General features: G+C 65.0%; 21 protein-coding genes. 12 read left to right on the top strand and 9 right to left on the bottom strand.

All coding sequences use genetic code 11. From position 1 onward, the window contains the following. Nucleotides 1–73: 73 nt before the first annotated feature. Nucleotides 74–1144 (top strand): quinone-dependent dihydroorotate dehydrogenase, encoded by a 1071-nt coding sequence (locus IG171_RS06960; protein WP_249204313.1) that lies wholly within the window; start codon nucleotides 74–76, stop codon nucleotides 1142–1144. Here the strand turns inward: IG171_RS06960 and IG171_RS06955 are convergent. Then, nucleotides 1119–1730, bottom strand: a complete 612-nt coding sequence (locus tag IG171_RS06955) for a DUF3043 domain-containing protein (RefSeq protein ID WP_212130898.1) — start codon at nucleotides 1728–1730, stop codon at nucleotides 1119–1121. The two genes, IG171_RS06960 and IG171_RS06955, sit on opposite strands and share 26 nt — an antisense overlap. A 23-nt stretch (nucleotides 1731–1753) precedes the next feature. Between IG171_RS06955 and IG171_RS06950 the strand changes: the two genes are divergently transcribed. From IG171_RS06950 to IG171_RS06925, 6 genes are all read left to right on the top strand, one after another. Beyond that, nucleotides 1754–3130, top strand: coding sequence for a dipeptidase (locus IG171_RS06950; RefSeq protein ID WP_212130896.1), 1377 nt, complete (start codon nucleotides 1754–1756; stop codon nucleotides 3128–3130). Between the two features lie 79 nt (nucleotides 3131–3209). Next, the gene (locus IG171_RS06945; RefSeq protein WP_212130894.1) at nucleotides 3210–3563 is read left to right on the top strand and encodes an iron-sulfur cluster assembly accessory protein; all 354 of its coding nucleotides are present in this window, start codon (nucleotides 3210–3212) and stop codon (nucleotides 3561–3563) included. Nucleotides 3564–3595: 32 nt separating this feature from the next. Further along, nucleotides 3596–4267: a leucyl/phenylalanyl-tRNA--protein transferase gene (gene aat / locus IG171_RS06940; protein WP_212130892.1), complete on the top strand. Its 672-nt coding sequence runs from the start codon at nucleotides 3596–3598 to the stop codon at nucleotides 4265–4267. 316 nt (nucleotides 4268–4583) lie between these two features. Further along, complete coding sequence (gene coxB, locus IG171_RS06935) at nucleotides 4584–5249, top strand: cytochrome c oxidase subunit II (protein ID WP_349252143.1); 666 nt, start codon at nucleotides 4584–4586, stop codon at nucleotides 5247–5249. Further along, nucleotides 5246–6943 (top strand): cytochrome c oxidase subunit I, encoded by a 1698-nt coding sequence (gene ctaD / locus IG171_RS06930; RefSeq protein ID WP_212130888.1) that lies wholly within the window; start codon nucleotides 5246–5248, stop codon nucleotides 6941–6943. The genes coxB and ctaD overlap by 4 nt, the downstream gene beginning before the upstream one ends. Further along, nucleotides 6940–7341: a cytochrome c oxidase subunit 4 gene (locus IG171_RS06925; RefSeq protein ID WP_212130886.1), complete on the top strand. Its 402-nt coding sequence runs from the start codon at nucleotides 6940–6942 to the stop codon at nucleotides 7339–7341. The genes ctaD and IG171_RS06925 overlap by 4 nt, the downstream gene beginning before the upstream one ends. 1187 nt (nucleotides 7342–8528) lie before the next feature. Here the strand turns inward: IG171_RS06925 and IG171_RS06920 are convergent. From IG171_RS06920 to IG171_RS06905, 4 genes are read right to left on the bottom strand one after another with little or no spacing between them, the layout of a single operon-like run. Then, on the bottom strand, nucleotides 8529–10154 hold the full coding sequence (locus IG171_RS06920) for a cytochrome bc complex cytochrome b subunit (RefSeq protein WP_212130884.1): 1626 nt from the start codon (nucleotides 10152–10154) through the stop codon (nucleotides 8529–8531). After that, the gene (locus IG171_RS06915) at nucleotides 10151–11194 is read right to left on the bottom strand and encodes a Rieske 2Fe-2S domain-containing protein (RefSeq protein WP_212130882.1); all 1044 of its coding nucleotides are present in this window, start codon (nucleotides 11192–11194) and stop codon (nucleotides 10151–10153) included. The genes IG171_RS06920 and IG171_RS06915 overlap by 4 nt, the downstream gene beginning before the upstream one ends. Before the next feature lie 49 nt (nucleotides 11195–11243). Continuing rightward, nucleotides 11244–12029 carry a cytochrome c gene (locus tag IG171_RS06910; RefSeq protein ID WP_212130879.1) on the bottom strand — a complete coding sequence of 262 codons (786 nt, stop codon included), beginning with the start codon at nucleotides 12027–12029 and terminating at the stop codon, nucleotides 11244–11246. A 57-nt stretch (nucleotides 12030–12086) separates the two neighbouring features. Beyond that, nucleotides 12087–12656, bottom strand: a complete 570-nt coding sequence (locus tag IG171_RS06905) for a heme-copper oxidase subunit III (RefSeq protein ID WP_212131576.1) — start codon at nucleotides 12654–12656, stop codon at nucleotides 12087–12089. A 283-nt stretch (nucleotides 12657–12939) separates the two neighbouring features. Here IG171_RS06905 and trpD point away from each other — a divergent pair, with 283 nt between their 5' ends. Continuing rightward, complete coding sequence (gene trpD / locus IG171_RS06900; protein WP_212130877.1) at nucleotides 12940–14061, top strand: anthranilate phosphoribosyltransferase; 1122 nt, start codon at nucleotides 12940–12942, stop codon at nucleotides 14059–14061. On the opposite strand, the gene IG171_RS06895 is transcribed toward trpD, so the two are convergent. The 3 genes from IG171_RS06895 to IG171_RS06885 are packed head-to-tail and all read right to left on the bottom strand — an operon-like array spanning nucleotide 14029 to nucleotide 17214. After that, nucleotides 14029–15786 (bottom strand): DEDD exonuclease domain-containing protein, encoded by a 1758-nt coding sequence (locus IG171_RS06895; RefSeq protein WP_212130875.1) that lies wholly within the window; start codon nucleotides 15784–15786, stop codon nucleotides 14029–14031. The two genes, trpD and IG171_RS06895, sit on opposite strands and share 33 nt — an antisense overlap. A gap of 50 nt (nucleotides 15787–15836) precedes the next feature. Further along, entirely contained in the window at nucleotides 15837–16403 is a 567-nt protein-coding gene (locus IG171_RS06890) for a hypothetical protein (protein WP_249204157.1), read from the bottom strand. Between the two features lie 19 nt (nucleotides 16404–16422). Next, nucleotides 16423–17214, bottom strand: a complete 792-nt coding sequence (locus IG171_RS06885; protein WP_212130873.1) for an alpha/beta fold hydrolase — start codon at nucleotides 17212–17214, stop codon at nucleotides 16423–16425. A gap of 120 nt (nucleotides 17215–17334) precedes the next feature. On the opposite strand from IG171_RS06885, the gene IG171_RS06880 reads away from it, so the two are divergent. Then, the gene (locus tag IG171_RS06880) at nucleotides 17335–18132 is read left to right on the top strand and encodes a lysophospholipid acyltransferase family protein (protein WP_249204155.1); all 798 of its coding nucleotides are present in this window, start codon (nucleotides 17335–17337) and stop codon (nucleotides 18130–18132) included. Nucleotides 18133–18435: 303 nt separating this feature from the next. After that, nucleotides 18436–19017: a MerR family transcriptional regulator gene (locus IG171_RS06875; RefSeq protein WP_249204150.1), complete on the top strand. Its 582-nt coding sequence runs from the start codon at nucleotides 18436–18438 to the stop codon at nucleotides 19015–19017. Nucleotides 19018–19225: 208 nt separating this feature from the next. Here IG171_RS06875 and IG171_RS06870 read toward each other — a convergent pair whose 3' ends face one another. Beyond that, on the bottom strand, nucleotides 19226–20071 hold the full coding sequence (locus tag IG171_RS06870; protein ID WP_212130871.1) for a ParA family protein: 846 nt from the start codon (nucleotides 20069–20071) through the stop codon (nucleotides 19226–19228). A gap of 176 nt (nucleotides 20072–20247) precedes the next feature. On the opposite strand from IG171_RS06870, the gene IG171_RS06865 reads away from it, so the two are divergent. Further along, on the top strand, nucleotides 20248–23649 hold the full coding sequence (locus IG171_RS06865) for a pyruvate carboxylase (protein WP_212130869.1): 3402 nt from the start codon (nucleotides 20248–20250) through the stop codon (nucleotides 23647–23649). Beyond that, complete coding sequence (locus tag IG171_RS06860) at nucleotides 23642–24148, top strand: peptide deformylase (protein ID WP_212130867.1); 507 nt, start codon at nucleotides 23642–23644, stop codon at nucleotides 24146–24148. The genes IG171_RS06865 and IG171_RS06860 overlap by 8 nt, the downstream gene beginning before the upstream one ends. Nucleotides 24149–24176 lie beyond the last annotated feature (28 nt).

Genomic DNA, 24176 nt, shown 5'->3' with positions numbered 1-24176 from the left:
GCGGAGGCGGGAGCCGACTCTGGCATATTCTGGGTGCGTGTACTCATTGATCTTCAGAATTCTCTTCGTGCCGATGGATGCCGAGCGCGCCCACCACCTCTCGCTGACCGCCCTGCGATGGCTCGACTCGGTTCCGCTGCTGGGACGACTGCTGCGCCTCATCTGCGGCACCGGGACCGTTCGCCCGGTCGAGGCGCTCGGGCTGCCGTTTCCCAACCGGGTCGGATTGGCCGCCGGCTTCGACAAGAACGGAGTCGGCGTCCGTGCCCTGTCGAACCTCGGATTCGGCCACATCGAGGTCGGAACGATCACGGCACACGCCCAACCGGGCAATGACAGGCCGCGACTGTTCCGTCTGCGGGACAATGTCGCGATTCTCAACCGGATGGGCTTCAACAACGACGGCTGCCGCCAGGCCTCGTTCAACATCGCGACCGAGAGGAAGCGCATCGCCTCGCTGCCGCAGCGTCAGCGTCCGGTGGTCGGCATCAACATCGGCAAGACGAAGGTCGTCGACGCCGCCGACGCCGTGGCCGACTACGCCGCCTCGACGCGAGCGCTGGCCCCCTTGGCCGATTACCTCGTCATCAACGTCAGCTCACCGAACACCCCGGGCCTGCGGGATCTGCAGTCCGTGAGCAGCCTGGAGCCGATCATCGAGGCTGTGCGCTCGACCGCCGCCGAGGTGGTCCCCGCCCCGCGGTCGACGCTGGGCCACGTGCCCCTGCTCGTCAAGATCGCCCCGGATCTCGCCGACGACGATGTCCTCGACATCTGCGACCTCGCCCTGCGAACGGGAGTCGACGGTCTGATCACGACGAATACGACGATCGATCGGTCAGTGCTGGCCGGTTCGGAAGCGGACTTCGCCGCCGGTCAGGCCGGAGGGATCTCCGGACGGCCGCTCGCCGATCGCTCGCTGGAGGTTCTGCGATTGGTCAGGGCGCATGTGGGCCAGGACCTCACGGTCATCTCGGTCGGTGGGGTCGCGGATGCGAATGATGCCCGGGCGCGGTTGGCCGCGGGCGCCGATCTGGTGCAGGTCTATTCGGAGATGATCTACTCCGGACCGTTCTTCCCCGGCCGCGTCATCCGCGGCCTCGAGCCGAACCGATTGCTCACTCGGGGTACTGGCGGCGCTTGACCTGCGGTTTGGGCATGCGCAGGGGACGCAGCTGGATGCTGCGCATGACGGCGTAGAAGGTGATGCCGCGTTCGACCTCACCGAACTTGGCTCGCAGACGGTTCTTGAGGATGTAGTTGAGCACGAAGCCGTCGAGGATGATCAGCACGATGAGACCCCAGACCGCGTAGGTGAAGTACTGCTGGATCTGCACCGGCATGGTGAAGGCGATGACGAGGATGAGGATCGCAGCCGGGATGAAGATCTCGCCGACCGAGAACCGGGCATCGATGTAGTTGCGGATGTAACGGCGCTGGGGGCCCTTGTCGCGCCGGGTGAGGTACTTCTCCTCACCGTTCATCATTCCGATGCGCGCACGGTCGCGCTCCTGACGCTGCTGCTCCTTGGCCTTTCTGTTCGCTGCCTTGCGATCCTTGTTGACCAGGGGCTGGCGGCGCAGTGACTCCTGCTGGCTGCGCTTGGGCGTCGGCCGTCCCTTCTTCTGCTCCGCGTCGCGCCGCCTCACGGCGTCCGCGGAGGTATCGTCTTTGTCTGCCTGCGAGGCGGAGGATTCGTCCTCCGCGCGAGATCTCTTGCTTCCGAACACCTGATCAATACTACCTTTGGAGAATGAGCGAATCGACTTCAGCACTTGACAGTGCACAATTGCATGCAGAATTGGACACCATCTTCGATGAGGTCCTCAACGATCTCACGGACCTCGTGGCCATTCCCTCCGTTGCCTGGCCGAGCTTCGACGCCTCCCGGGTCACCGCCAGCGCCGAGGCTGTTGCGGCCTTGGCGGAGGGGCTCGGCCTCGAAGTCGAGATCCTCACCGCCGAACAGCCTGACGGCACGAACGGCTACCCGGCCGTGGTCGCCTCGATCCCCGCTCCCGAAGGAGCCCCGACCGTTCTTCTCTACGCCCATCACGATGTCCAGCCGCCCGGACGTGAGGAGGACTGGGAGACAGACCCCTTCGTCGCGACCCGCAAGGGCGATCGGCTCTTCGGCCGCGGAGCCGCTGACGACAAGGCCGGCATCATGGTCCACCTCACGGCTCTGCGGCTGCTGTCCGACCGCCTCGGCGTGGGTGTGACTCTCTTCTTCGAAGGCGAGGAAGAGGCCGGCAGCCCGAGCTTCCGGAACTTCCTCGAAACGTATCGGCAGCGCCTGCGCTCCGATGTCATCGTCGTCGCCGACTCCGGCAACTGGGCGGCGGGGACCCCGGCGCTGACGACGAGCCTGCGCGGGATGTGCGCAGTCGAGTTCGAGATCGCCACACTCGACCATGCGGTCCATTCCGGAATGTACGGCGGCCTCGCTCCGGATGCGATGCTGGCGATGACGAAGGTCCTGGCCAGCCTCCACGACGAGCACGGTTCGGTCGCGGTGCCCGGACTCCACCGCGAGCTCGAAACCGACATCGACTACGACGAGGCGACCCTGCGCGGGGATTCGGGAGTGCTCGAGTCCACCGAGCTCATCGGCTCCGGCACGCTGGCCTCACGGCTGTGGACGCAGCCGGCGATCACCGTCATCGGACTCGACATCCCCGATGTGGCCGTGTCCTCGAACACCCTGCAGTCCTCCCTGAAGGCCAAGCTGTCGATTCGACTCGCACCCGGTGACACCCCCGCCTCGGCGGTCAGGGCCGTCGAAGACCACCTGCGGGCGAACCTGCCCTTCGGCGCGCAGCTGAGAATCGTTGAGACCGAGGGCGGCAGTCCGTGGCGGGCCGACGAGGCCGATCCCGTGGTCCGGACCGCCAGACAGGCATTGACCGATGCATGGGGCACCGAATCCGTGACGATGGGCATCGGCGGCTCGATTCCGTTCATCACCGATCTGCTCGAGGTCTTCCCCGAGGCGTCGATCCTCGTCACCGGAGTCGAAGACCCCGATGCTCGGGCTCACAGCGCGAACGAATCGCTGTATCTGCCCGATTTCAAGGCCGCGATCGTCGCCGAGGCCCTCCTGCTCCAACGCCTCGGATCGACACAATGACGCAAACGCGGAATAGCTTGGGCGACGGGGACGTTCATCCCGGTGTAGCCTGGGGACAGGAACGCGAGAAGGAGTAACCATGACTGTGACTGAAAATGCGGAGGCCACTCACGAGGTGGAGCTCTCCTCGACCGCTGCCGACAAGGTCCGGAGCCTGCTCGAACAGGAAGGTCGCGACGATCTGCGCCTGCGCGTGGCCGTCCAGCCCGGCGGCTGCTCCGGTCTGATCTACCAGCTCTACTTCGACGAGCGCTACCTCGACGGTGATGCCGTCCGCGAGTTCGACGGCGTCGAGGTCATCGTCGACCGGATGAGCGTTCCCTACCTCAGCGGTTCGACCATCGACTTCTCCGACACGATCGAGAAGCAGGGCTTCACCATCGACAACCCGAACGCCGGCGGTTCCTGCGCCTGCGGCGACTCGTTCCACTGATCGGCTTCGGCCGACCGAAGGAGCCACTTCTGATGGACCTGGAGGATCTGCGTGCCGTGTCATACACGGCCACGCAGACCCAGGTCCTTCTTTCGTACCGGGCCGGTCTGTTCCCCATGGGTGTGGGCGTCGGCGGCACCGGACGGATGGGATGGTGGGCCCCGCGGCGACGCGGTGTCCTGCTGCCCGGGGACCTGCGCGTGACGAAGAGCCTGCGCAAGTCGATGAAGCACTTCACCTTCAGCTCCGATCGAGCCTTCGAGCAGGTCATCCGCGCCTGCGCCGATCCGAACCGCTCAGGGGCCTGGATCACTGAGGAGATCATCGCCCTCTACCTCGGACTGCACTCCGAGGGGTGGGCGCATTCGGTCGAGGTCTGGGCCGCCGACGAGCTCGTCGGCGGACTCTACGGAGTGGCCATCGGCTCGTTCTTCGCCGGCGAGTCGATGTTCCACACCCGACGCGACGCGTCGAAGGCCGCGCTGGCCCATCTGGTCGGGCTGTTCGACGGAGCCGCGGGGACAGGCGACGATGAGGACACCGACACCGCTGACTCAGCGACAGGGGAGTGGCTCATCGATACACAGTGGCAGACATCACATCTGCGCAGCCTCGGCGTGTCGGAGATCAGCGGCCTGGAGTACTCCGCACGGCTAGATTCCGCGCTCCGCGGCGATCTCTGTCAGGGTATTCTCAACAAATGAACATCTGCAGGTGAATTTCTACCGCGTGTAGCGGTAGTCTTGGACAAGACAGAGTAAGTACACGTCTCTCGGCCTGACCAGAGACGAAGAACGTTGTGAAAGGCTGCACGTGGATTCTCCGAATCAGTCAGGGCCTCAGCGGTCCTGGGCGAAGCGGCTCGGCATTCTGAGCGCCGTATTGATACCGGCGTTGCTATCGGGTTGCACGAAAGAGCAGATCGCTTCAGGCTTCTATCCCGTCGAATCCCGAGGTGCGACGAGCCACACAGATGCCTATACGTCATTGTGGAACGGTGCTTGGATCGCCCTGCTGATCGTGGGTCTGATCGTGTGGGGCCTCATCCTCTGGGCGATGGTCGCCTATCGACGTCGCAAGAACGATCGCGGCCTGCCGGTGCAGATGCGCTACAGCATGCCGATCGAGATCCTGTTCACCGTCACCCCGGTCGTCCTCGTCCTCGGATTCTTCTTCCAGAACGTCCAGGTCATGGAGCAGACGACCGATGACGAGACCCCCGGTGAGCAGGTCATCGAGGTCGCAGCCAAACAGTGGGCGTGGGACTTCAACTATGAGACCGAGAACGTCTACTACGCCGGCAAACAGGTCGAGCTCGACGGCACTGAGGAACCCGAGGAGACCGCTCCGGTCCTCTACCTGCCGGTCGACACGGACCTGGAGATCCGTCTGCACTCGCGCGACGTCATCCACTCCTTCTGGGTTCCCGCCTTCCTCGAGAAGCGCGACATGATCCCCGGACACGATCAGAGCCTGCATCTGCGTGCCGAGAAGGAAGGCGAGTACGTCGGCAAGTGCGCCGAACTGTGCGGCGAATACCACTCTGAGATGCTTTTCAACGTCAAGGTCGTGTCGAAGGAAGAATTCGCCGACTACACGCAGTCGCTTGCCGATCAGGGCAACACAGGCCAGCTGGGACCGGAGTACGATCGCAACTGGTACCCGAAAGAAGGTGCTGAACAATGACCGCCACGATGGATCAGGCGGCCCTTGACGCTCCAGTGGTTCCACGGAGCAAGGGCAAGATCATCGTCGACTGGATCACGTCGACGGACCACAAGACGATCGGGTACATGTACCTCATCGGCTCGTTCATCTTCTTCTGCGTCGGCGGCGTGATGGCGCTGATCATCCGCCTCGAGCTCTTCGATCCCGGAATGCAGATCGTCGAGACCAAGGAACAGTACAACCAGCTGTTCACCATGCACGGCACTCTGATGCTGCTGATGTTCGCCACCCCGCTGTTCGCCGGCTTCGCGAATGTCATCATGCCGTTGCAGATCGGTGCCCCGGATGTGGCATTCCCGCGTCTGAACGCCTTCGCGTTCTGGATGTACCTCTTCGGCAGCCTCGTTGCCCTGTCCGGCTTCCTCACCCCGCAGGGTGCGGCCTCGTTCGGCTGGACGGCGTATGCGCCATTGAGCAATACGACCTTCACACCGGGTGCCGGTGGCAACCTGTGGGTCCTCGGTCTGGCTCTGCAGGGCTTCGGCACCATCCTCGGTTCGGTCAACTTCATCACCACCGTCATCACGATGCGTGCGCCGGGCATGACGATGTTCCGGATGCCGATCTTCTCCTGGAACGTCCTCATCACCGGCATCCTCGTGCTCATGGCCTTCCAGCCGCTGGCTGCTGCTCTGCTGGTCCTCGGCGCCGATCGTGTGCTCGGTTCACACGTGTTCAGTCCGGGCAACGGCGGGCCGATTCTGTGGCAGCACCTGTTCTGGTTCTTCGGCCACCCCGAGGTCTACGTGATCGCTCTGCCGTTCTTCGGCATCGTGACCGAGATCTTCCCGGTCTTCAGCCGCAAGCCCGTCTTCGGGTACAAGGAACTCGTGTTCGCCACGATCGCCATTGCGGCACTGTCGGTGACCGTGTGGGCTCACCACATGTACGTCACCGGTGTCGTGGCCCTGCCGTTCTTCGCGTTCATGACGATGCTCATCGCGATTCCGACCGGTGTGAAGTTCTTCAACTGGATCGGCACGATGTGGAGGGGCTCGATCACGTTCGAGACACCCATCGTGTGGTCGATCGGCTTCCTGGCCACGTTCCTCTTCGGTGGTCTCACCGGTGTGATCCTGGCCAGTCCCGCACTTGATCAGCAGGTGTCGGACACCTACTTCGTGGTCGCGCACTTCCACTACGTGGTCTTCGGCACCGTTGTGTTCGCGATGTTCGCCGGGTTCTACTTCTGGTGGCCGAAGTGGACGGGCAAGATGCTCAACGAGAAGCTCGGACACATCCACTTCTGGATGCTGTTCATCGGCTTCCACGCCACCTTCCTCGTCCAGCACTGGCTCGGTGTCGACGGCATGCCCCGTCGCTATGCCGACTATCTGCCGCAGGACGGCTTCACCTGGATGAACCAGGTGTCGACGGTCGGCTCCCTGCTGCTGGGTCTGTCCATGGTTCCGTTCTTCTGGAACGTGTGGATCACCGCCCGCAACGCGCCGAAGGTCACCGTCGATGACCCGTGGGGCTACGGAGCATCGCTGGAATGGGCGACCTCGTGCCCGCCTCCGCGCCACAACTTCACCTCGCTGCCGCGGATCCGTTCGGAGCGTCCTGCCTTCGATCTCAACCACCCAGAGCTGCTCGAATACGCAGGCCACAGCTCGTCTGAGGAACAGCTGATTGGAGGATCCGCCAAGTGAAGTCTTCGATTATCGTCTTCCTGGTCAATGCCGTGTTCTTCTTCGTCGTGGCATTCGTCTACGGCACCGTCACCGAGTGGTCCGAGATGGTCGGGTTCCCGGCTCTGCTACTGACCGGCGGTATGTCCGGAATGATCGGCGTCTATCTGTGGCTGACCGACCGCCGTGTCGGTCGCCAGCCGCAGGACAATGATGATGCCGAGATCTCCGACGCAGATGCCGACTACGGGTTCTTCAGCCCGTGGAGCTGGTGGCCGATCGCCTGTGCCGGCGCCGCTGCCGTTGCGTTCTACGGAATCGCGATGGGGTGGTGGATCTTCCCGTTCGGCGCACTGCTCGGAATCATCGCTCTCGTCGGACTGGCCTACGAGCACGATCGTGGGGACTTCGCCCACTGATCACCGCGCTGACCTGACAGCAGCCCAACCTGCAGCGTCGGACGGACACAGCGTCGCCCGACCTCGTCATGTGGCCCGGACTCATTGCGAGTCCGGGCCACTGCGCTATTCACATGCCTGGATCGCTTCCACGGCCTCCGCCGGGATGCATACTCGCTCTCGGGCCCTGGAGCGGCCCGTGGCCGCTCTCAGAAGCCGCACACAGCTGTCCTGAGAGCACGCTGGGCCTCTCCTCGGCTCGGATGTCAAACTGCCATGGGCGAATCGGTCACTGAGCTCTGGTGTGAAGGCTCAGACCAATAGGGTGCTGCCCATCACGACGGTGGCCACCACGGTACCGGCCGTCATGGTCCTGACCATCACGGAGCTGGCGGGGACGACGTGGTCGGACAGGGCCGGCCTTGGAATCCCAGGATGATGTCTCGTGTTCCAGCGCCTCAAGCTCCCACGGGCGATTCCTGGGCACCGAGCAGACTGTTCGGGCCGCGCCCGCCGGCCTCGCCGATGAGTCTTCGGCCCTGTCTGTCGCCGGCGATGGACGACTGGCCAGAGGCGGACAGCCAGCGTTGTCAACGGTCAGTGGGAACTGCCCATAGACGGCCACGAGAACTGTCCAGCGGCCGCCACGATCTCCGCCTGTCTGGAGACACTCTTCTCCCTTGTCCTGTCGTTCTGGCTCGTCGAGACGGCTTCCCCGCTTCGAATCTCGGTCCCAGAGCCTCTGGAAGGGCGACATGAGATCACTCAGCCGCACGTGAGCGACGGTCCACTGAAGCCGTACAGTCGAGGGACCGACCCGGTCACTGGGTGCCGGTCCCGCAACCGGGGCAGCGGCGGTGGAGCAGCGGGCTCGGAGGACGGGCCGTTGAAGCCCTGCGGATGGACGACGGTCTCTCTATCGGCGCTGTGCGTCCCGCGGAGACGAAGAACGGCCTCCTCATCGGTCAGAGGCCTCACGAGGCCGTCACAGCGGTTCTCAGACTCACGCGCACATGACCGGCATTCGCTGCACACCAAGGCCTGCGCCTCTGCGGCGACTCTTACGATCGTCCCAGGGGCTCGGAGCGGACCGACAGCAGCGGCGCCGCGACTGTAGCAGGCATGTCGCGGCGAGGTTATACAGACACAGCGAGGGGCTCAGCAGTTGAACTGCTGAGCCCCTCGCTGCTGAGAGCCCGTGGTGTCGGTCAGTGACCGAGCTGCTGCTGGTCGGAGCCTTCGACGGCATCGTGGTCGTGGTGGGAAGCGTCGAGCTCCTGCTTCGTCACCGGTGCGACACGATCTTCGAAGAAGAACCGCGAGAGACGTGCGCGCAGCTTCTCCACCTTCGTGACCTTGCCCTCGGCGTTCGGCTGCGGCGGAATGTACTCCGGCGATTCGAACGCAGTGATCTTCCACAGCTTGTGCGGCGGCAGAGCCTCATGGCGCTCGAGGAACTCACCGTGGGGCAGACGGATGATGTGAGCCGTCTCCCGTCCGTGCAGTGCGATCTCCCGGTCCTTGCGCTGCAGTGCGATGCACATGCGCTTGGTGATGATGTACCCGAGGATCGGTCCGAGGAAGAAGAGCGCGCGGAAGATGTAGATCATATCGTTGAGCGACATCTGGAAGAACACGGCGACGATGTCACCGGAGGCCGCGGCCCACATGTTGCAGTAGAAGATGATTCCGGCTACGCCGATCGCCGTGCGCGTCGGGTTGTTGCGCGGGCGATCGAGGATGTGGTGCTCGCGCTTGTCCTTGAGCAGCCACGCCTCGAAGAACGGGTAGATGAACATCACTGCGAAGACACCGCCCATGACGATGACAGCGCTGTTGATGTTGAACGAGATCGGCCAACCGAAGATGTAGAACTCGAACCAGCCCGGCACGATTCGGAGGAACCCGTCGGCCCAACCGATGTACCAGTCGGGCTGGGTGCCGGCCGAGACCGGGGAGGGGTCGTAGGGACCGTAGTTCCAGATCGGGTTGATCGTGAACAGTGCCGAGATCAGGGAGAGGAGTCCGAAGATGAGGAAGAAGAAGCCTCCGCCCTTCGCCGCGAATGTCGGCAGCACGGGTTCGCCGACGACGTTCTTCTCGGTGTTTCCGGCACCGGGGTACTGGGTGTGCTTGTGCACGACCACGAACACCAGGTGGATGCCGATGAGCGCGATGAGCAGAGCCGGCACGATCATGATGTGCAGGGTGTACAGCCGCGCCACGATGTCGACGCCGGGGAATTCGCCTCCGAAGAGGAAGAACGAGATGTAGGTGCCGACCAGCGGGAGCGATTTGAGGATGCCGTCGATGATCCGCAGACCGTTGCCCGAGAGCAGGTCATCCGGCAGCGAGTAGCCGGTGAATCCGGCGGCCATGCCCATGATGACCAGGAGCACACCGACGACCCAGTTGAGTTCGCGCGGACGGCGGAACGCTCCGGTGAAGAACACACGCAGCATGTGCACGCTCAGTGCGGCGACGAACAGCAGAGCACCCCAGTGGTGCATCTGACGGATGAACAGACCGCCGCGGATCTCCAGCGAGATCGCCAGTGTCGAGTTGTACGCCTCGGAGATCTCGACGCCGCGCAGCGGCAGCCAAGGACCTCCGTAGTGCATCTCGCCCATGGCGGGCTGGAAGAAGAACGTGAGGAACGTTCCCGACAGAACAACGATGATGAAGCTGTAGAGAGCAACCTCACCGAGCATGAACGACCAGTGGGAGGGGAAGATCTTGCGACCGAACTCGCGCAGCAGGACGGATGCCCCGACGCGGGTCTCGGCGAAGTTCGCTGCCTTCCCGATGGTGGTGGTTGGTTGTGTAGTACTCATGGGTGGTTGATCTCCCAGAACGTAGGTCCGACAGGCTCAGGGAAGTCCGACTGGGCAACCAGATAGCCTTCGCTGTCCACGGAGATGGGCAGCTGGGGAAGCGGTCGTTTGGCCGGGCCGAAGATGACCTTGCAGTGCTCGGTCACGTCGAAGGTCGACTGGTGGCAGGGGCACAGCAGATGGTGGGTCTGGTGCTCGTACAGTGCCACCGGGCATCCGACGTGGGTGCAGATCTTGGAGTACGCGACGATTCCGTCGTGCGACCAGTCCTTGCGGTCCGGATCCTCCTTGAGCTCATTCGGGTTGATCCGCATGAGCAGAACGGCTGCCTTGGCCTTCTCATTGAGCGGGTGCTCGCTGGCCTCGCTGTCGCCGATGCCCGAGGGCAGGACGTGGTAGGCGGAGCCGATCGTGACCTCTTCGGCCTTGATCGGCCGCTCGGAGTCGACGGAGGGGATGCCGCCCGGGTCGCGGATGAGCCGGGTGCCCTTCTGCCACAGCGTGTTGAACATCTTGTCGCCCGGCAGAGGACCGAGGTCGCGGAAGACGAGCACGGCGGGCAGGGGAGCGATCGCCAGCGCGGCGATCAGCGTGTTGCGCAGCAGAGGACGACGGGCGATGCCGGACTCCTCCTTCGCCTGGTGGAGGATCTCGAGCGCGATCGCCTGATCCTCCTCGCTGCCGCCTATGTCGTGGCGCTCGTCGATGCCCTCGTGATCGCTCATGAGGTTCTTGGCCCACAGCACGGCGCCGAAGCCGATGGAGAACATCGCGACAGCGGCTCCGAGGCCGACGAACATGTTGTGCAGGCGAATGCTCTGGATCGACTCGCCGGGAGTGAACAGGAAGTAGGCCACGATGAACCAGATGGTTCCGATCATCGACAGGACGAACCAGCCGGCCACCTGACGTTCGGCGACCTTCTCCGCTCGCGGATCCGAGTCGGACAAGCGCGGCTTGTGCTCAGGCACACCTGGGTTGACGAACCCGTTCAACTCCTCGAGCTGGCTGCCGCCGCCGGAGTGCTCTTTCGAGGTCATTGAATTCCCCGTCTATTCTCGTGATGGATGTTAAACGACACTGCCGGACTCACTTCGACCTGGATGACAGCCACACTGTCATACCGATGACGGCCGCCAGTCCGAAGAACCAGATGAACAGACCCTCTGCCACTGGTCCCAGCGATCCGAGCTTGAAGCCGCCGGGGGAGGGATTGTCCGAGACTTCCTTGACGTAGGCGATGACGTCGCGCTTGTCGTCGGGAGTCAAGTTCGCATCGTTGAAGATCGGCATGTTCTGCGGGCCGGTTTGCATCGCTTCGTAGAGGTGCTTCTCCGAGACCTCGGAGAGGTTCGGTGCGTACTTGCCGCGGGTCAGAGCACCACCGGAGCCGACCACGTTGTGGCACATGGCGCAGTTGGTGCGGAACAGACCGCCACCGGCGGCAGGATCGCCCTTCGATGCATCGAGGTACTCCTCGTCGGGCACAGCGGGACCAGGGCCGAGCGATGCGACGTAGGCAGCCAGCTGAGAGGTCTGCTCTTCATCGAACTGCGGCTCCTTGACCCGTGCCTGCGGACCGTTGGCCTGCAGGGGCATGCGTCCGGTGCCGACCTGGAAGTCAACTGCCGCGGCACCGACGCCGATGAGACCGGGACCGGCCTTCGAACCCTCGGCGTTCATGCCGTGGCAGGTGGCGCAGTTGGCCGCGAAGAGTTTCTTGCCTTCCTCGATGTCGGAGGCGCTGGCTGTGTCTGCCTTAGCGCTCGACGTCTGCGTGAAGAGTGCGTAGGCTCCGCCGGTCAGCAGCAGTGCCACGAGAAGAAGCGCAACCAGAGCCATGGGGTGTCTGCGGCGATCTGCTAGAAGCTTCACTTGATCGTCCTTTGCTTGAAGTGGTGTAAGTCCTGGGGGCCGAGCATCTCAGGCCGGCTACTGGAGCAGGTAGATGACGCCGAACAGACCGATCCAGACGACATCGACGAAGTGCCAGTAATAGGACACGCAGATTGCGAATGTGGCTTCGTGATGGCCGAACTTCTTCGCTCCGTAGGCTCGTCCGATCACGAGCAGGAAGCAGATGAGTCCGATGGTCACGTGGATGCCGTGGAACCCTGTGGTCAGGTAGAAGACAGACCCGTAGCCGTCGGTGTTGATGGCGATGCCCTCGCTGACGAGGGTCGCGTACTCCATGACCTGACCGGAGACGAAGATCGCGCCGAGGATGAAGGTGAGGTAGAACCACTCGACCATTCCCCATTTGGCGATGTTGAACAGCGATCCGGTCCGCCGGGGGCGGAACCTCTCGGCTGCGAACACCCCGATCTGGCAGGTGAACGAAGACGACACCAGGATCAACGTGTTGCCGAGGGCATAGGGGATATCGAGGATCTGGGTCCTCGCCTCCCATAGTTCCGGCACAACGGACCGAATGGTGAAGTACATGGCGAAGAGCGCGGCAAAGAACATCAGGTCGCTCGCGAGGAACACGATGAAGCCCACCGTGGTCACATTCGGACGATTGACAACCGGATGTGCTGGCGCTGTTTGAGATGCAGTGGCAGTTGACACACCCCCATTATTACCCGTCTGGCGGTGAGTTTTCATCTTTTACCCAGGTTTCGGAGAAGAAATTTCTACACGATGTAGCGAAAACCGCGACCTGATGCGGAATCCCGATCCCGAAGTCGCTTCCTCCCGCGTGTCGAACTCAGGATAGGATGCCGCAGGTAAGGTCCGCTCCGGACGACGGAGCGGCGGCGATGCCTAACGAGAGTTCAGACGGATGACCGATTCCACGCCCACGACCATCTCGGCAGCGGAAGCGCCCGCGACCCCCAGTTCGGTCCAGGCGGTCGCGGAGAACTGGCCGGACCTGCTGATGGCGCTCATGCACCAACAGGACCTTCACGAGGACCAGGCGGCGTGGGCGATGGATCAGATCATGTCCGGCAAGACCCCCGATGTGACAATGGCCGCATTTCTCGTCGCCCACCACACGAAGGGTGAGACCGTCGAGGAGATCGCCGGTCTCGTGTCGGCCATGATGGACCATGCGGTGCCCCTGCCCGGCCTCGCTGACTCCGTTGACATCGTCGGCACCGGAGGTGATCGGGCGAAGACCGCGAACATCTCGTCGACCGCGGCCATGATCATCTCGGCCACCGGCCAGCGGGTGGTCAAGCACGGCAACCGGGCGACGTCGTCGGCATCGGGCTCGGCCGACGTGCTCGAGGCCCTGGGCGTGCGGTTCGACATCACGCCCGAGCAGACCGGAATCATCGCCGAGGAAGTCGGGCTGGCCTTCTGCTTCGCCAATGTCTTCCACCCCTCGATGCAGTTCGTCGCCGCTGTGCGGCGCCAGATCAGTGTGCCCACAGCGTTCAACATCCTCGGTCCCCTGACGAACCCGGCACATGCCCGCCATACGGCGATCGGCGTCGCCGACGCCCAGATGGCGCCCCTCGTCGTCGGGACATTGGCCAAACGCGGGCACCAAGCGGTCGTCTTCCGTTCCTGCGACGGTCTCGACGAACTGAGCAACACCGCGGTCAATGACGTGTGGGAGGTCCGCCATGGGGAGATCGAGCACACGACCTTCGATGCGCTCGACCTCGGAATCGAGCGGGCGACGAAGGACGACCTGCGCGGAGGAGGCCCGGAGGACAACGCCGCGATCACCCGGGCCGTCCTCAGCGGTCAGCAGTCTCCCGTGCGCGATATCGTCGCGATCAATGCGGCAGCGGCCCTGGTGGCTGCGGACGAATCCGCGGTCGGCAGCTTCACCGAACGCCTGGCGAGCAAGCTCGAAACGGCGCAGACGACCATCGACAACGGTCTTGCGGCGGCGAAGCTCGACCAGCTGATCGAAGTCTCACACCGGGTCGCCGAGTCGAACCATTCCTGAGGCCTGCGCGTGGTAGTTCGCTCCTGACCGGGGCAGCGACCAGCCGGGACCGTCGATCGAGCCGGCGGAGACGAGTTCGGCCGTTTTCAGCCAACCGGCCAGCAGCCGTGTCTCCTCCGGCAGCGAGTCGCTTGCCCGCGGCAGCGGTCCCGGCGCGGGCACCCACTCTGCGGTCGACCGCAGTGCCGTGAGAGCCTCAGAGAGGTTCCCTCGAGCGGAGACGTGTCCGGCTCCGGCGAGTCTGCCGTGACGGATGACGGCCAGGTCCCAGCCCGTGTCGGGGCCGGGAGCCAGCGCCACGAGCTCGGGCACGGCCCGCAGTGCGGACACCTCTTCGGCCCGGGAAGCCGTCGTCACGGCCGCGCGCAGGCCGTCACGGACCTCGGCGGCCGTTTCGAACCGGGATTCGTCGGCCAGACGCCGCATACGCTCGGTGCCCAAGCGGTGCAGCGAGGACAGGTCTCCGGACATGAGAGCGAAGAGCTCACCGATGGACCGCCGGTACTCATCGGCGTCGGTGACGCCTGCGCAGGGACCGCCGCACTGGCCGAGCTGCGCGCTGACACAGGGCCGATGAGCGGCGAGGCTGCGTTCGGTCACGGTCGTCGTGCACCTCTTCACGGGGTACAGGGTGTCGAGGAGCTCCTTGACCGCTTGAGCGCTCTTGCGCGACCGGAACGGCCCCAGGGGCGGTGCCGGAGCGCGTTCGATCGCCGAATCGGACCGGACCACCGACAGCCGGGGGAAGAGCTCGTCGCTGAGCACGATCCACGAATTCCGCTCAGGGTTCTTCGATCGACGGTTGTAGGGCGGGGCGAGCTCACCGATGAGGCGGATCTCACGCACCTCGGCCTCGAGCGCGTGCGCGCAGGGCAGACAGCTGACCTCCTGCGCCGCGGTGATCATCTCGGCCATCCGGCCGCGGTTCTCCGAAGCGTTGAAGTACCCTCGCACGCGCCGGGCCATATTGGCCGATTTGCCGATGTAGAGGACTCTTCGGGTTCCGTCGAGGAACATGTAGACGCCCGGCTCGGGCGGGACGCCTTTGGCCAAGTGGGATTTCGCCTGCCGTTTGGCCCATCCCGACTGGCGCACCGTCGACAGCTCTTCGAGGGTGGTCACCCCGTATCCGCCGAAGCGTTCGAACAGGTGGTGGAGCAGCTCCCCGGTGGCCCGGGCATCGGAGAGGGCCCGATGGTCCGGGGCGACGTCGGTCCCGAAATGGGCCGCGAGCGTCGAGAGCTTGTGGTTGCGGACCTCGTCACGGCCGACGACGCGACGAGCCAGGGTCACGGTGTCGAGGACGGTGGGGCCCGGCCAGTGGTAGTCGAGCCGTTCGCAGGCCGAGCGGAGGAAGCCGATGTCGAACGGGGCGTTGTGGGCGACGAGGACCGCTCCGATGGAGAACTCGAGGAAGCTCGGCAGCACGGACGTGATCGATGGAGCATCGTCGACCATGGCATGGGTGATTCCGGTGAGCCGGGCGACGAAGGGGCTGATGACCGACCGCTCGGGTTTGACCAGTGACTGGAATTCCCCGATGACCTCACCGCCGCGGGTCTTGACCGCGCCGATCTCGGTGATCTCGGACTGGCCCGCCCGGGTGCCCGTCGTCTCGAGGTCGACGATGACGAACGTGACCTCCGACAGGGGAGTGCCGAGGCTGTCGAACGACAGCTGCGTGTTATGCAGGCGGCTGGGTGCGCGGTCGAATGGGGCGGTCATGCGCTCAAGTCTGTCAGTCGGTGATGACACGAGGTCTCAGGCAGGGGCATCTAAACGGAGGAGCCGTCGCCGTCCTCTGCGGAGCGGTGCTGGGGCAGGTGGAAGAACAGACCGACTGCGCCGCCGATGCCCACGGCGAGTCCGATGAGCAGATACCAGCCGGGCAGCGGTCGGAAGAAGATGATGCCGATGAGCAGGAGCACAACCGCGCCGAGGGCGGCGGCCCATGAGAGCACGAGCGTCGGTGAGGCGGTGCGCCATCCGATGGGCTCGGCGGGTTCGGGCTGCCAGTGGTCGGAGTCGTCGAGTGCCTCGCGGACTTCGTCGACGGGCATGTCGCCCATCACCGCAGAGGGCTCGGCGATCTGTCGAACGAGATCCTGCCACTCCTCGTCGCTGATGCGTGAGCGGTCGGTCTCGATCCGCTCCGGGTCGGGAACGTCGTGGCGCCAGTCGCCGCGGTCGTCGGCATCCGGAGCCGAGGCGGAGACCTCCTCGTCCGGGACCGAACCGCTGTGCTCTTCGCCCGGAGCCGAGGCGCCATCGTCGTCCGGACGCGGGCTCCTGCCCTCGTCATCCGGAGTCGGGGCGCTGTCGTCATCGTTCATATCCGTCACAGCAATTCTCCCCGCGAGGCTATTCCCCGCCCCCGACGAGACGGGAGTCCTCAGTCGCATCGGCTCGGGCCGCGGACACGACCGCCTCGGCGATGGTCGACGCATCGTAGTCGAGGGTGGCCACATGCCGCGAGCGCCGCAGAGCGACGATGCGCGGCGGGGAGGGCAGATTCGCGCGCAGAGTGCGCAGGGTCCGCGGCCCGACCACATTGTCCTCGCCGGAGATCATGGCCGTGACCGGGCATTCGACCTTCCACAGATCCTCGCGCAGGATCCGCAGCGCCCGGTGGAAACTGGCCAGAGGTGCCAGCGGAGTGCGCGGGTAGGCCATTTCGTCGCGATTCGGATGGGCGATGTCGCCGCCGATCGACGGAATCGTCCGCTTCACGTGGCGGAGCACAGGCAGCAGAGGGGCCAGAGGGGAGTCGAGGTGGAGGGCGGGGTTGACCACGACGAGCTCATCGGGAGCGGCTTCGGCCGCACCGAGGGCCAGCGCCAGAGCCCCACCCATCGACAGGCCCGCGACGATGACGCGGTCGTGGTCGGCCTGCAGCCGTCCCAGCTCCGTACGCGCCTCGCCCAGCCAGTCCGTCCATCCGGTGGTCTCCATGTCCTGCCAGGTGGTGCCGTGCCCGGGCAGCAATGGGGCGCTGACGTCGAAGCCTTCGGAGGCGACCGCTCGCGCGATCGGCACCCAGACGACGGGCGAGCCGGTGATTCCGTGCAGGAACAGCACCGCAGTCGATGATTGAGCCTCGAGGCTGTGGTAGGCGGCCATCGGATCGGGCCGCGGTGTGAAATCGATCTCCATGCCTCCAGCATGGCATGAAACTTCCCGGCACGAACGAGTTGCTCCGGTGATCATCGTTCTCACTTCGTGTCGATATATGATTGCCGAGGACGACAAGGAGTCGTACATGGAAGGGTGCGCGTGTTCTACTGGTTTCTCAAGCGAGTCCTCGCCGGACCCCTCCTGCGGATCCTGTTCCGTCCCTGGGTGCGCGGCCTGGACAATCTGCCGACAGAGGGCCCAGCGATCATCGCGGGAAACCACAACCACTTCATGGACTCGATCTTCGTCCCGCTGCTGGCTCCCCGCCCCGTCGTCTACCTCGCGAAGAAGGACTACTTCACCGGTCGCGGCCTCAAGGGCGCGGTGACCCGTTGGTTCTTCAAACTCAACAATCAGCTGCCCATGGACCGCGGCGGAGGCTCCGGCTCCCAGGCCTCGCTCGAATCGGGTCTGAAAGTGCTCGGCGAAGGCAACTGCCTGGGCATCTACCCCGAGGGCACCCGATCACCCGACGGCAAGCTGTATCGAGGACGGACCGGAATCGCGCGACTGGTCCTCGAGTCCGAGGCGCCGGTCGTCCCGGTGGCCATCATCGGAACCGACAGACTCCAGCCGGCCGGCCGACTGGTGCCGAAGCTGCGCCGGGTCGGAGTTGTCTTCGGCTCACCCATGGACTTCTCGAAGTACTCCGGTCTGCCCTCGGACCGTTTCCTGCTGCGGTCCGTGACCGACGAGATCATGTACGAGATCATGCGGCTGTCGGGACAGGAGTACGTCGACACATATGCCTCGACGGTCAAGACCAAGCTGCTGACCAGCGCGAAGCCGAAGAAGACGGACAGCGCCCGTGAGGATGCCAAGGACTCGGCGAAGAAGCCCAAGGACTCCGCACCCCAGGGCGAAGGCGACGCGGATCGCAGCGACCCCGCAGAGTGAGCCGGAACGGTCCGAGCGAACAAGGCCCCGGCATGGACCGACACGGGCCGATGGCAGCGGTTCGAGCTCAGCGCAGCCGCCGGATGCGGGCCCCGAACGATGCCGATGACATGTTCGAATACTGCGGTAACGGCGACACGCAGAAATCGTTACCTTCGGGTGTTTGTCCTGACCGGACGAGCAGAATAGCTTGGAGTTGTTGAATCCCACTGTAGGTTCGCTGGGAAGAGGGCTAGAATGACTGTGTTCTCGGTCCTTCCAAGCGACCTTCGCTTCCCCCAGGGACTTTAAGGAGGAGTCGGTGTGAACCGCTCAAGTCACGAAAGCGTCGACATGACGTCGATGCCGTCAGCAGCCCAAGGGCTGCTGTTCGATGATGATCTGCCCGTTCTCGACGAAGAGGCCGGCTACCGCGGTCCGACAGTCTGCAAGGTCGTCGGCATCAGCTATCGCCGCCTCGACTACTGGGCGCGCACCGATCTGGTGACCCCGTCGATCCGGAACGCAACCGGCTCCGGCAGCCAGCGTCTCTACAGCTTCCGTGACATCCTCGTCCTCAAGATCGTCAAGCGCCTCCTCGACACCGGTGTCGGCCTGCAGTCGATTCGCACCGCTGTAGATCACCTGCGCTCCCGCGGCGTCGAGGATCTCTCCCAGATCACTCTCATGTCCGATGGCGCCAGCGTCTTCGAGTGCACATCGCCCGACGAGGTCGTCGACCTCCTGCAGGGCGGACAGGGTGTGTTCGGCATCGCTGTGGGCCGAGTGTGGAACGAAGTCGAAGGCACCCTGTCCGAGCTGCCCAGCGAACGGCTGCCGGAGGACGATGCGGCCATCGAGGCGATGGACGAACTCGCCGCCCGCCGCGCCCGCAAGCTCGGCTGAGCCCACAGCAGCTCTCCGCGATCGCCGAGGCGGTCCGTCCACCGGACGGGCCGCCTGCACCATTCACGGGGTACTGCCCCTCTTCCCGACGTCGAAGAGCCCTGGCCTCTCATCCCTGATCTCTGTTGCTGACGACGAAGTCCTCCTGAACACGAATCTGCCGCCCGAACATGACGTTCGGGCGGCAGCGTTCGGTCTGGGGCAGCGGCTAGTCCTTCTCGGAGGCCTGCTGGCCGGACTTCGTCCCGGCACTGCCGCGACGACTGCGGATGTTCTCCGACCGCAGTGCTCGGTCGAGCAGCGAATCGAAGGAGCCGGCGACCTCCTCGGCCGGTCGGCCCGGCCAGGAATGGATCGGGCGCGCCGATCCCTGGGCCTGCTGCATCACTGCGCGCTCGGCCAGCGGCGGATTGAGTACGAGCGGGCCGAACATCTCACGCATCTCCTGGATCCGGTAGTCGTGTTCGGTCGAACCCGCACGGACCCGGTTGACCACCAGACCCAGTGGCTGCAGGTCACCGGCGCCGCGCTGCCTGAGCTCATCGGTGGCCCGCAGGGCACGATCGGCGGCAGCCACGGAGAAGAGGCTCGGCTCGGTCACGACCGCAACCCTGTTGCTCGCGGACCAAGCCGTGCGCGTGAGTCCGTTGAGGCTGGGAGGGCAGTCGATGAGGACGAGCCGGTAGCCCTTGGCGATCCGACTCAAGGCGTCCTCGAGGCGACGCAGATAGCGCTCGGACAGTGAGGGCCGGTCGAACTCCGCGGCACGCGGCGAACCGGAGATCACGTCCAGATGGCCGAGTCTGTCGCCGACCCACCCGGAGGGGATGATCGCCTCGGACAGGATCTTCTGGGATTTCGGAGCAGCTAGAACATCGGCGATGTCGACGCGCGTCGACGTCGGCACATCGAGGCCGGTCGACGAGTCCGCTTGCGGGTCCATGTCGACGACCAGGGTCGGAATTCCCCTGTTGTAGGCCGCCGAGGCGAGACCGAGCGTCACGGATGTCTTACCGACTCCGCCTTTGAGGCTGCTGATACTTAGGACAAGCACCCTCCTACGTTAACGTATCGGTCCCGAACCGACCGGGGTGACCACGCCGAGACGCCCGCCTCAATCGGAAGTGGACCCCCGGCCGCAGAGGTGGTGCATGTCACTGAGTAGAGTATGTTTCCGACAGCTTGTCGACCAGTCGCCCAGTGCGGCCGATACAGAAGTGAGAGACACCTATGTTCTCTAAAGTTCTCGTGGCCAACCGCGGAGAGATCGCTGTTCGTGCTTTCCGTGCCGCCTACGAACTCGGAGCCTCAACCGTCGCGGTCTTCCCCTACGAAGACCGCAACTCCGAGCACCGGATGAAGGCCGATGAAGCCTATATGATCGGCGAGGAAGGCCACCCCGTCCGCGCGTACCTCAGCGTCGAGGAGATGCTGCGCGTCGCGAAGGAGAGCGGCGCAGACGCCATCTACCCCGGTTACGGCTTCCTGTCGGAGAACCCGGACCTGGCTCGGGCGTGCGCCGAAGCGGGAATCACCTTCATCGGCCCGAAGGCCGACGTGCTCGAACTCGCCGGCAACAAGGTCCAGGCCCTGGCCTCGGCCCGCAGCGCCGGCATCCCCGTGCTCGACTCCACCCGCCCCTCAGCCGATATCGCACAGCTGCTGGCCGACGCCGAATCGATGGAGTTCCCGCTCTTCGTCAAGGCCGTCGCCGGCGGCGGCGGACGCGGAATGCGGCGTGTCGGCCAGTCATCCGATCTCGAGGACGCCCTCAAGGCGGCGATGCGCGAAGCCGAGGGTGCCTTCGGGGATCCGACGGTGTTCATCGAACAGGCCGTGCAGCGCCCGCGCCACATCGAGGTCCAGGTGCTGGCCGACAACGACTCGAACGCCATCCACCTGTTCGAACGCGACTGCTCCGTCCAGCGCCGCCACCAGAAGGTCGTCGAGATCGCACCGGCGCCGAACCTGGACCCGGCCATCGCCGAGGCCCTGCACACGGACGCTTTGAAGTTCGCGAAGGCACTGGGCTACCAGAACGCCGGAACCGTGGAGTTCCTCCTCGAGACCGAGGGGCCCCGAGCCGGCAAGCACGTGTTCATCGAGATGAACCCGCGCATCCAGGTCGAGCACACCGTGACCGAGGAGATCACCGATATCGACCTCGTCGCCTCACAGATGCGCGTCGCCTCCGGCGAAACGCTCGATGAGATCGGCCTGCGCCAAGAAGACATGCGCATCAAGGGAGCCGCCCTGCAGTGCCGCATCACCACCGAGGATCCGGCGAACTCCTTCCGTCCCGACACCGGCACGATCACGGCCTACCGGTCCGCCGGCGGAGCCGGGGTCAGGCTCGACGGCGGAACCGTCCACGCCGGTGCCGCGGTCAGTCCCCACTTCGACTCCATGCTGGTCAAGCTCTCCTGCCGCGGACGTGACTTCCCGCAGGCCGTGGGCCGGGCCAAGCGCGCCCTCGCCGAATTCCGCATTCGCGGAGTCTCATCGAACATCGGCTTCCTCCAGGCCGTCCTCGACGATCCCTCGTTCGTCGCCGGGGACCTGTCGACGTCCTTCATCGAGCAGCGCCCGCACCTGCTCGACGCCCGAGTCAGCGCTGACCGCGGATCGAAGCTGCTCGACTACCTCGCCGATGTCACTGTCAATCGTCCCCACGGCGAACCGCAGCTGCGCATCCGCCCCAGCGACAAGCTGCCCGAGATCGATCTCTCCGAGACCCCGACGGCCGGCAGCCATGATCGACTCGTCGAACTCGGACCCGTCGAGTTCGCCCGCAGCCTGCGCGAACAGACCGCGCTGGCGGTGACCGACACCACCTTCCGCGACGCCCACCAGTCGCTGCTGGCCACGCGGGTCCGCACCCGCGACCTGCTGGCGGTGGCCGGGCATGTGTCGCGGATGACCCCGGAGCTGCTGAGCATCGAGGCCTGGGGCGGAGCCACCTACGATGTCGCCCTGCGCTTCCTCGGTGAGGATCCGTGGGAGCGTCTCGAGGCGCTGCGAGCCGCTGTGCCCAACATCAACCTCCAGATGCTGCTGCGCGGACGCAACACCGTCGGCTACACCCCGTACCCGACCGAGGTCACCGACGCCTTCGTCGACGAGGCCGCGCGCACCGGCATCGACATCTTCCGCATCTTCGACGCCCTCAACGACGTCGAGCAGATGCGTCCGGCGATCGAGGCCGTGCGGGCGACGAACTCCTCACTGGCCGAGGTGGCCCTGTGCTACACCTCGGACATCCTCGATCCGTCCGAGGAGCTCTACACCCTCGACTACTACCTGCGCCTGGCCGAGCAGATCGTCGACGCCGGCGCCCATGTGCTGGCCATCAAGGACATGGCCGGTCTGCTGCGTCCGGCGGCGACGGCGAAGCTCGTCACCGCTCTGCGTGAGAACTTCGACCTGCCTGTGCACGTGCACACCCATGACACCGCTGGAGGTCAGCTGGCGACCCTGTACGCGGCCGCCTCCGCCGGTGCCGACGCCGTCGACGCGGCATCGGCGTCCATGGCCGGGACCACCAGCCAGCCCAGCCTCTCGGCACTGGTCGCGGCCTTCGAGAACACCGAACGCGATACGGGCATCAGCCTCGACGCCGTCAGCGACCTCGAGCCGTACTGGGAATCCGTGCGCAAGGTCTACGCACCCTTCGAATCCGGTCTGGCCGGCCCCACCGGTCGCGTCTACCGTCACGAGATCCCCGGAGGGCAGCTGTCGAACCTGCGCCAGCAGGCCGTGGCACTGGGCCTGGGGGAGCGGTTCGAGGATATCGAGAAGATGTACGCTGCCGGCGACTCGATCCTCGGCCACCTCGTCAAGGTCACCCCCTCGTCGAAGGTCGTCGGGGACCTCGCACTCCACCTCGTCGGTGCCGGTGTCGCACCGGAGGAGTTCGCCGAGAACCCGGACAAGTTCGACATCCCGGATTCGGTGATCGGATTCCTCAGCGGCGACCTCGGAGATCCACCCGGCGGGTGGCCCGAGCCCTTCCGCACGAAGGCGCTGGCCGGTCGGGCCCACAAGCCGCTGGTCGAGCACCTCGAAGCCGATGATGCCGCCGCCTTGGAGAGTCCGGGACGGGAACGCAAGGACAAGCTCAACCAGCTGCTGTTCCCGGGACCGACCAAGGAATTCGAGCAGATGCGCGCCAACTACGGTGACCTGTCGGTGGTCGAGACCTCCGAGTACCTCTACGGTCTCACCGCCGGTGAGGAGCACGCGGTGGAGATCTCGAAGGGCAAGAACCTGCTCATCGGGGTCCAGGCGGTCGGCGGCACCGACGAACGCGGAATGCGCTCGGTCATGTTCACCCTCAACGGACAGCTGCGGCCCCTGCAGGTGCGCGACCGCTCCGTCGAGAGCGAGGTCAAGACCGCTGAGAAGGCCGATCCGAACAACCGCGGTCATGTCGGCAGCCCCTTCGCCGGTGTCGTGACCATGCAGGTCCAGGAGGGCGACCAGGTCGCCTCGGGAGACACCATCGCCACGATCGAGGCGATGAAGATGGAAGCGACGATCACCACGCAGACCGCCGGCACCGTGTCCCGAGTGGCCATCGCCGACGTCCAGCAGCTCGAGGGCGGCGATCTCGTCGCAGTCGTCGATGCCTGAGCGGGAGATCCGCCTGTGGGGCGACCCCGTGCTGCGCAGCGTCTGCGAGCCGGTGACGGTCTTCGACGACAGCGTGCAGGCCCTGGCCGACGACCTCGTCGACAGTGCCCTGCCGGAGGGGCGTGCCGCCGTGGCCGCCCCGCAGATCGGCGTGGGACTGCGCGCCTTCGGCTATGACCTCGACGGGCGCACCGGTTATGTCATCAACCCGGAGATCGTCGAACTCGGCGGTCGGCTGCGCGATATCGAAGAGGGCTGCCTGTCGGTGCCCGGACTCTTCTTCCCCACCCCGCGCTACGAGTTCGCTCGTGTGCGCGGGGTGGATGCGAAGGGCGAAGCCGTCGAGGTCGAGGGTACCGAGGTCTTCGCTCAGATGCTCCAGCACGAGGTGGCCCACCTCGACGGCCAGGTCTACGTCCAGACGCTGCCGAAGGAGCGTCGCCGAGAGGCGATGAAGGCCATCCGGTCCAGCGACTGGTTCCTCGCCCGTATGGGCTGAACTGCCATTTACCCAGACCAACGAAGGA

The organism is Brevibacterium sp. SMBL_HHYL_HB1 (genome assembly GCF_018208375.1).
Classification (GTDB): Bacteria; Actinomycetota; Actinomycetes; order Actinomycetales; family Brevibacteriaceae; genus Brevibacterium; species Brevibacterium intestinavium.
The sequence above is the reverse complement of the archived record's forward strand: the minus strand, read 5'-3'. Positions and strand labels throughout refer to the sequence as shown.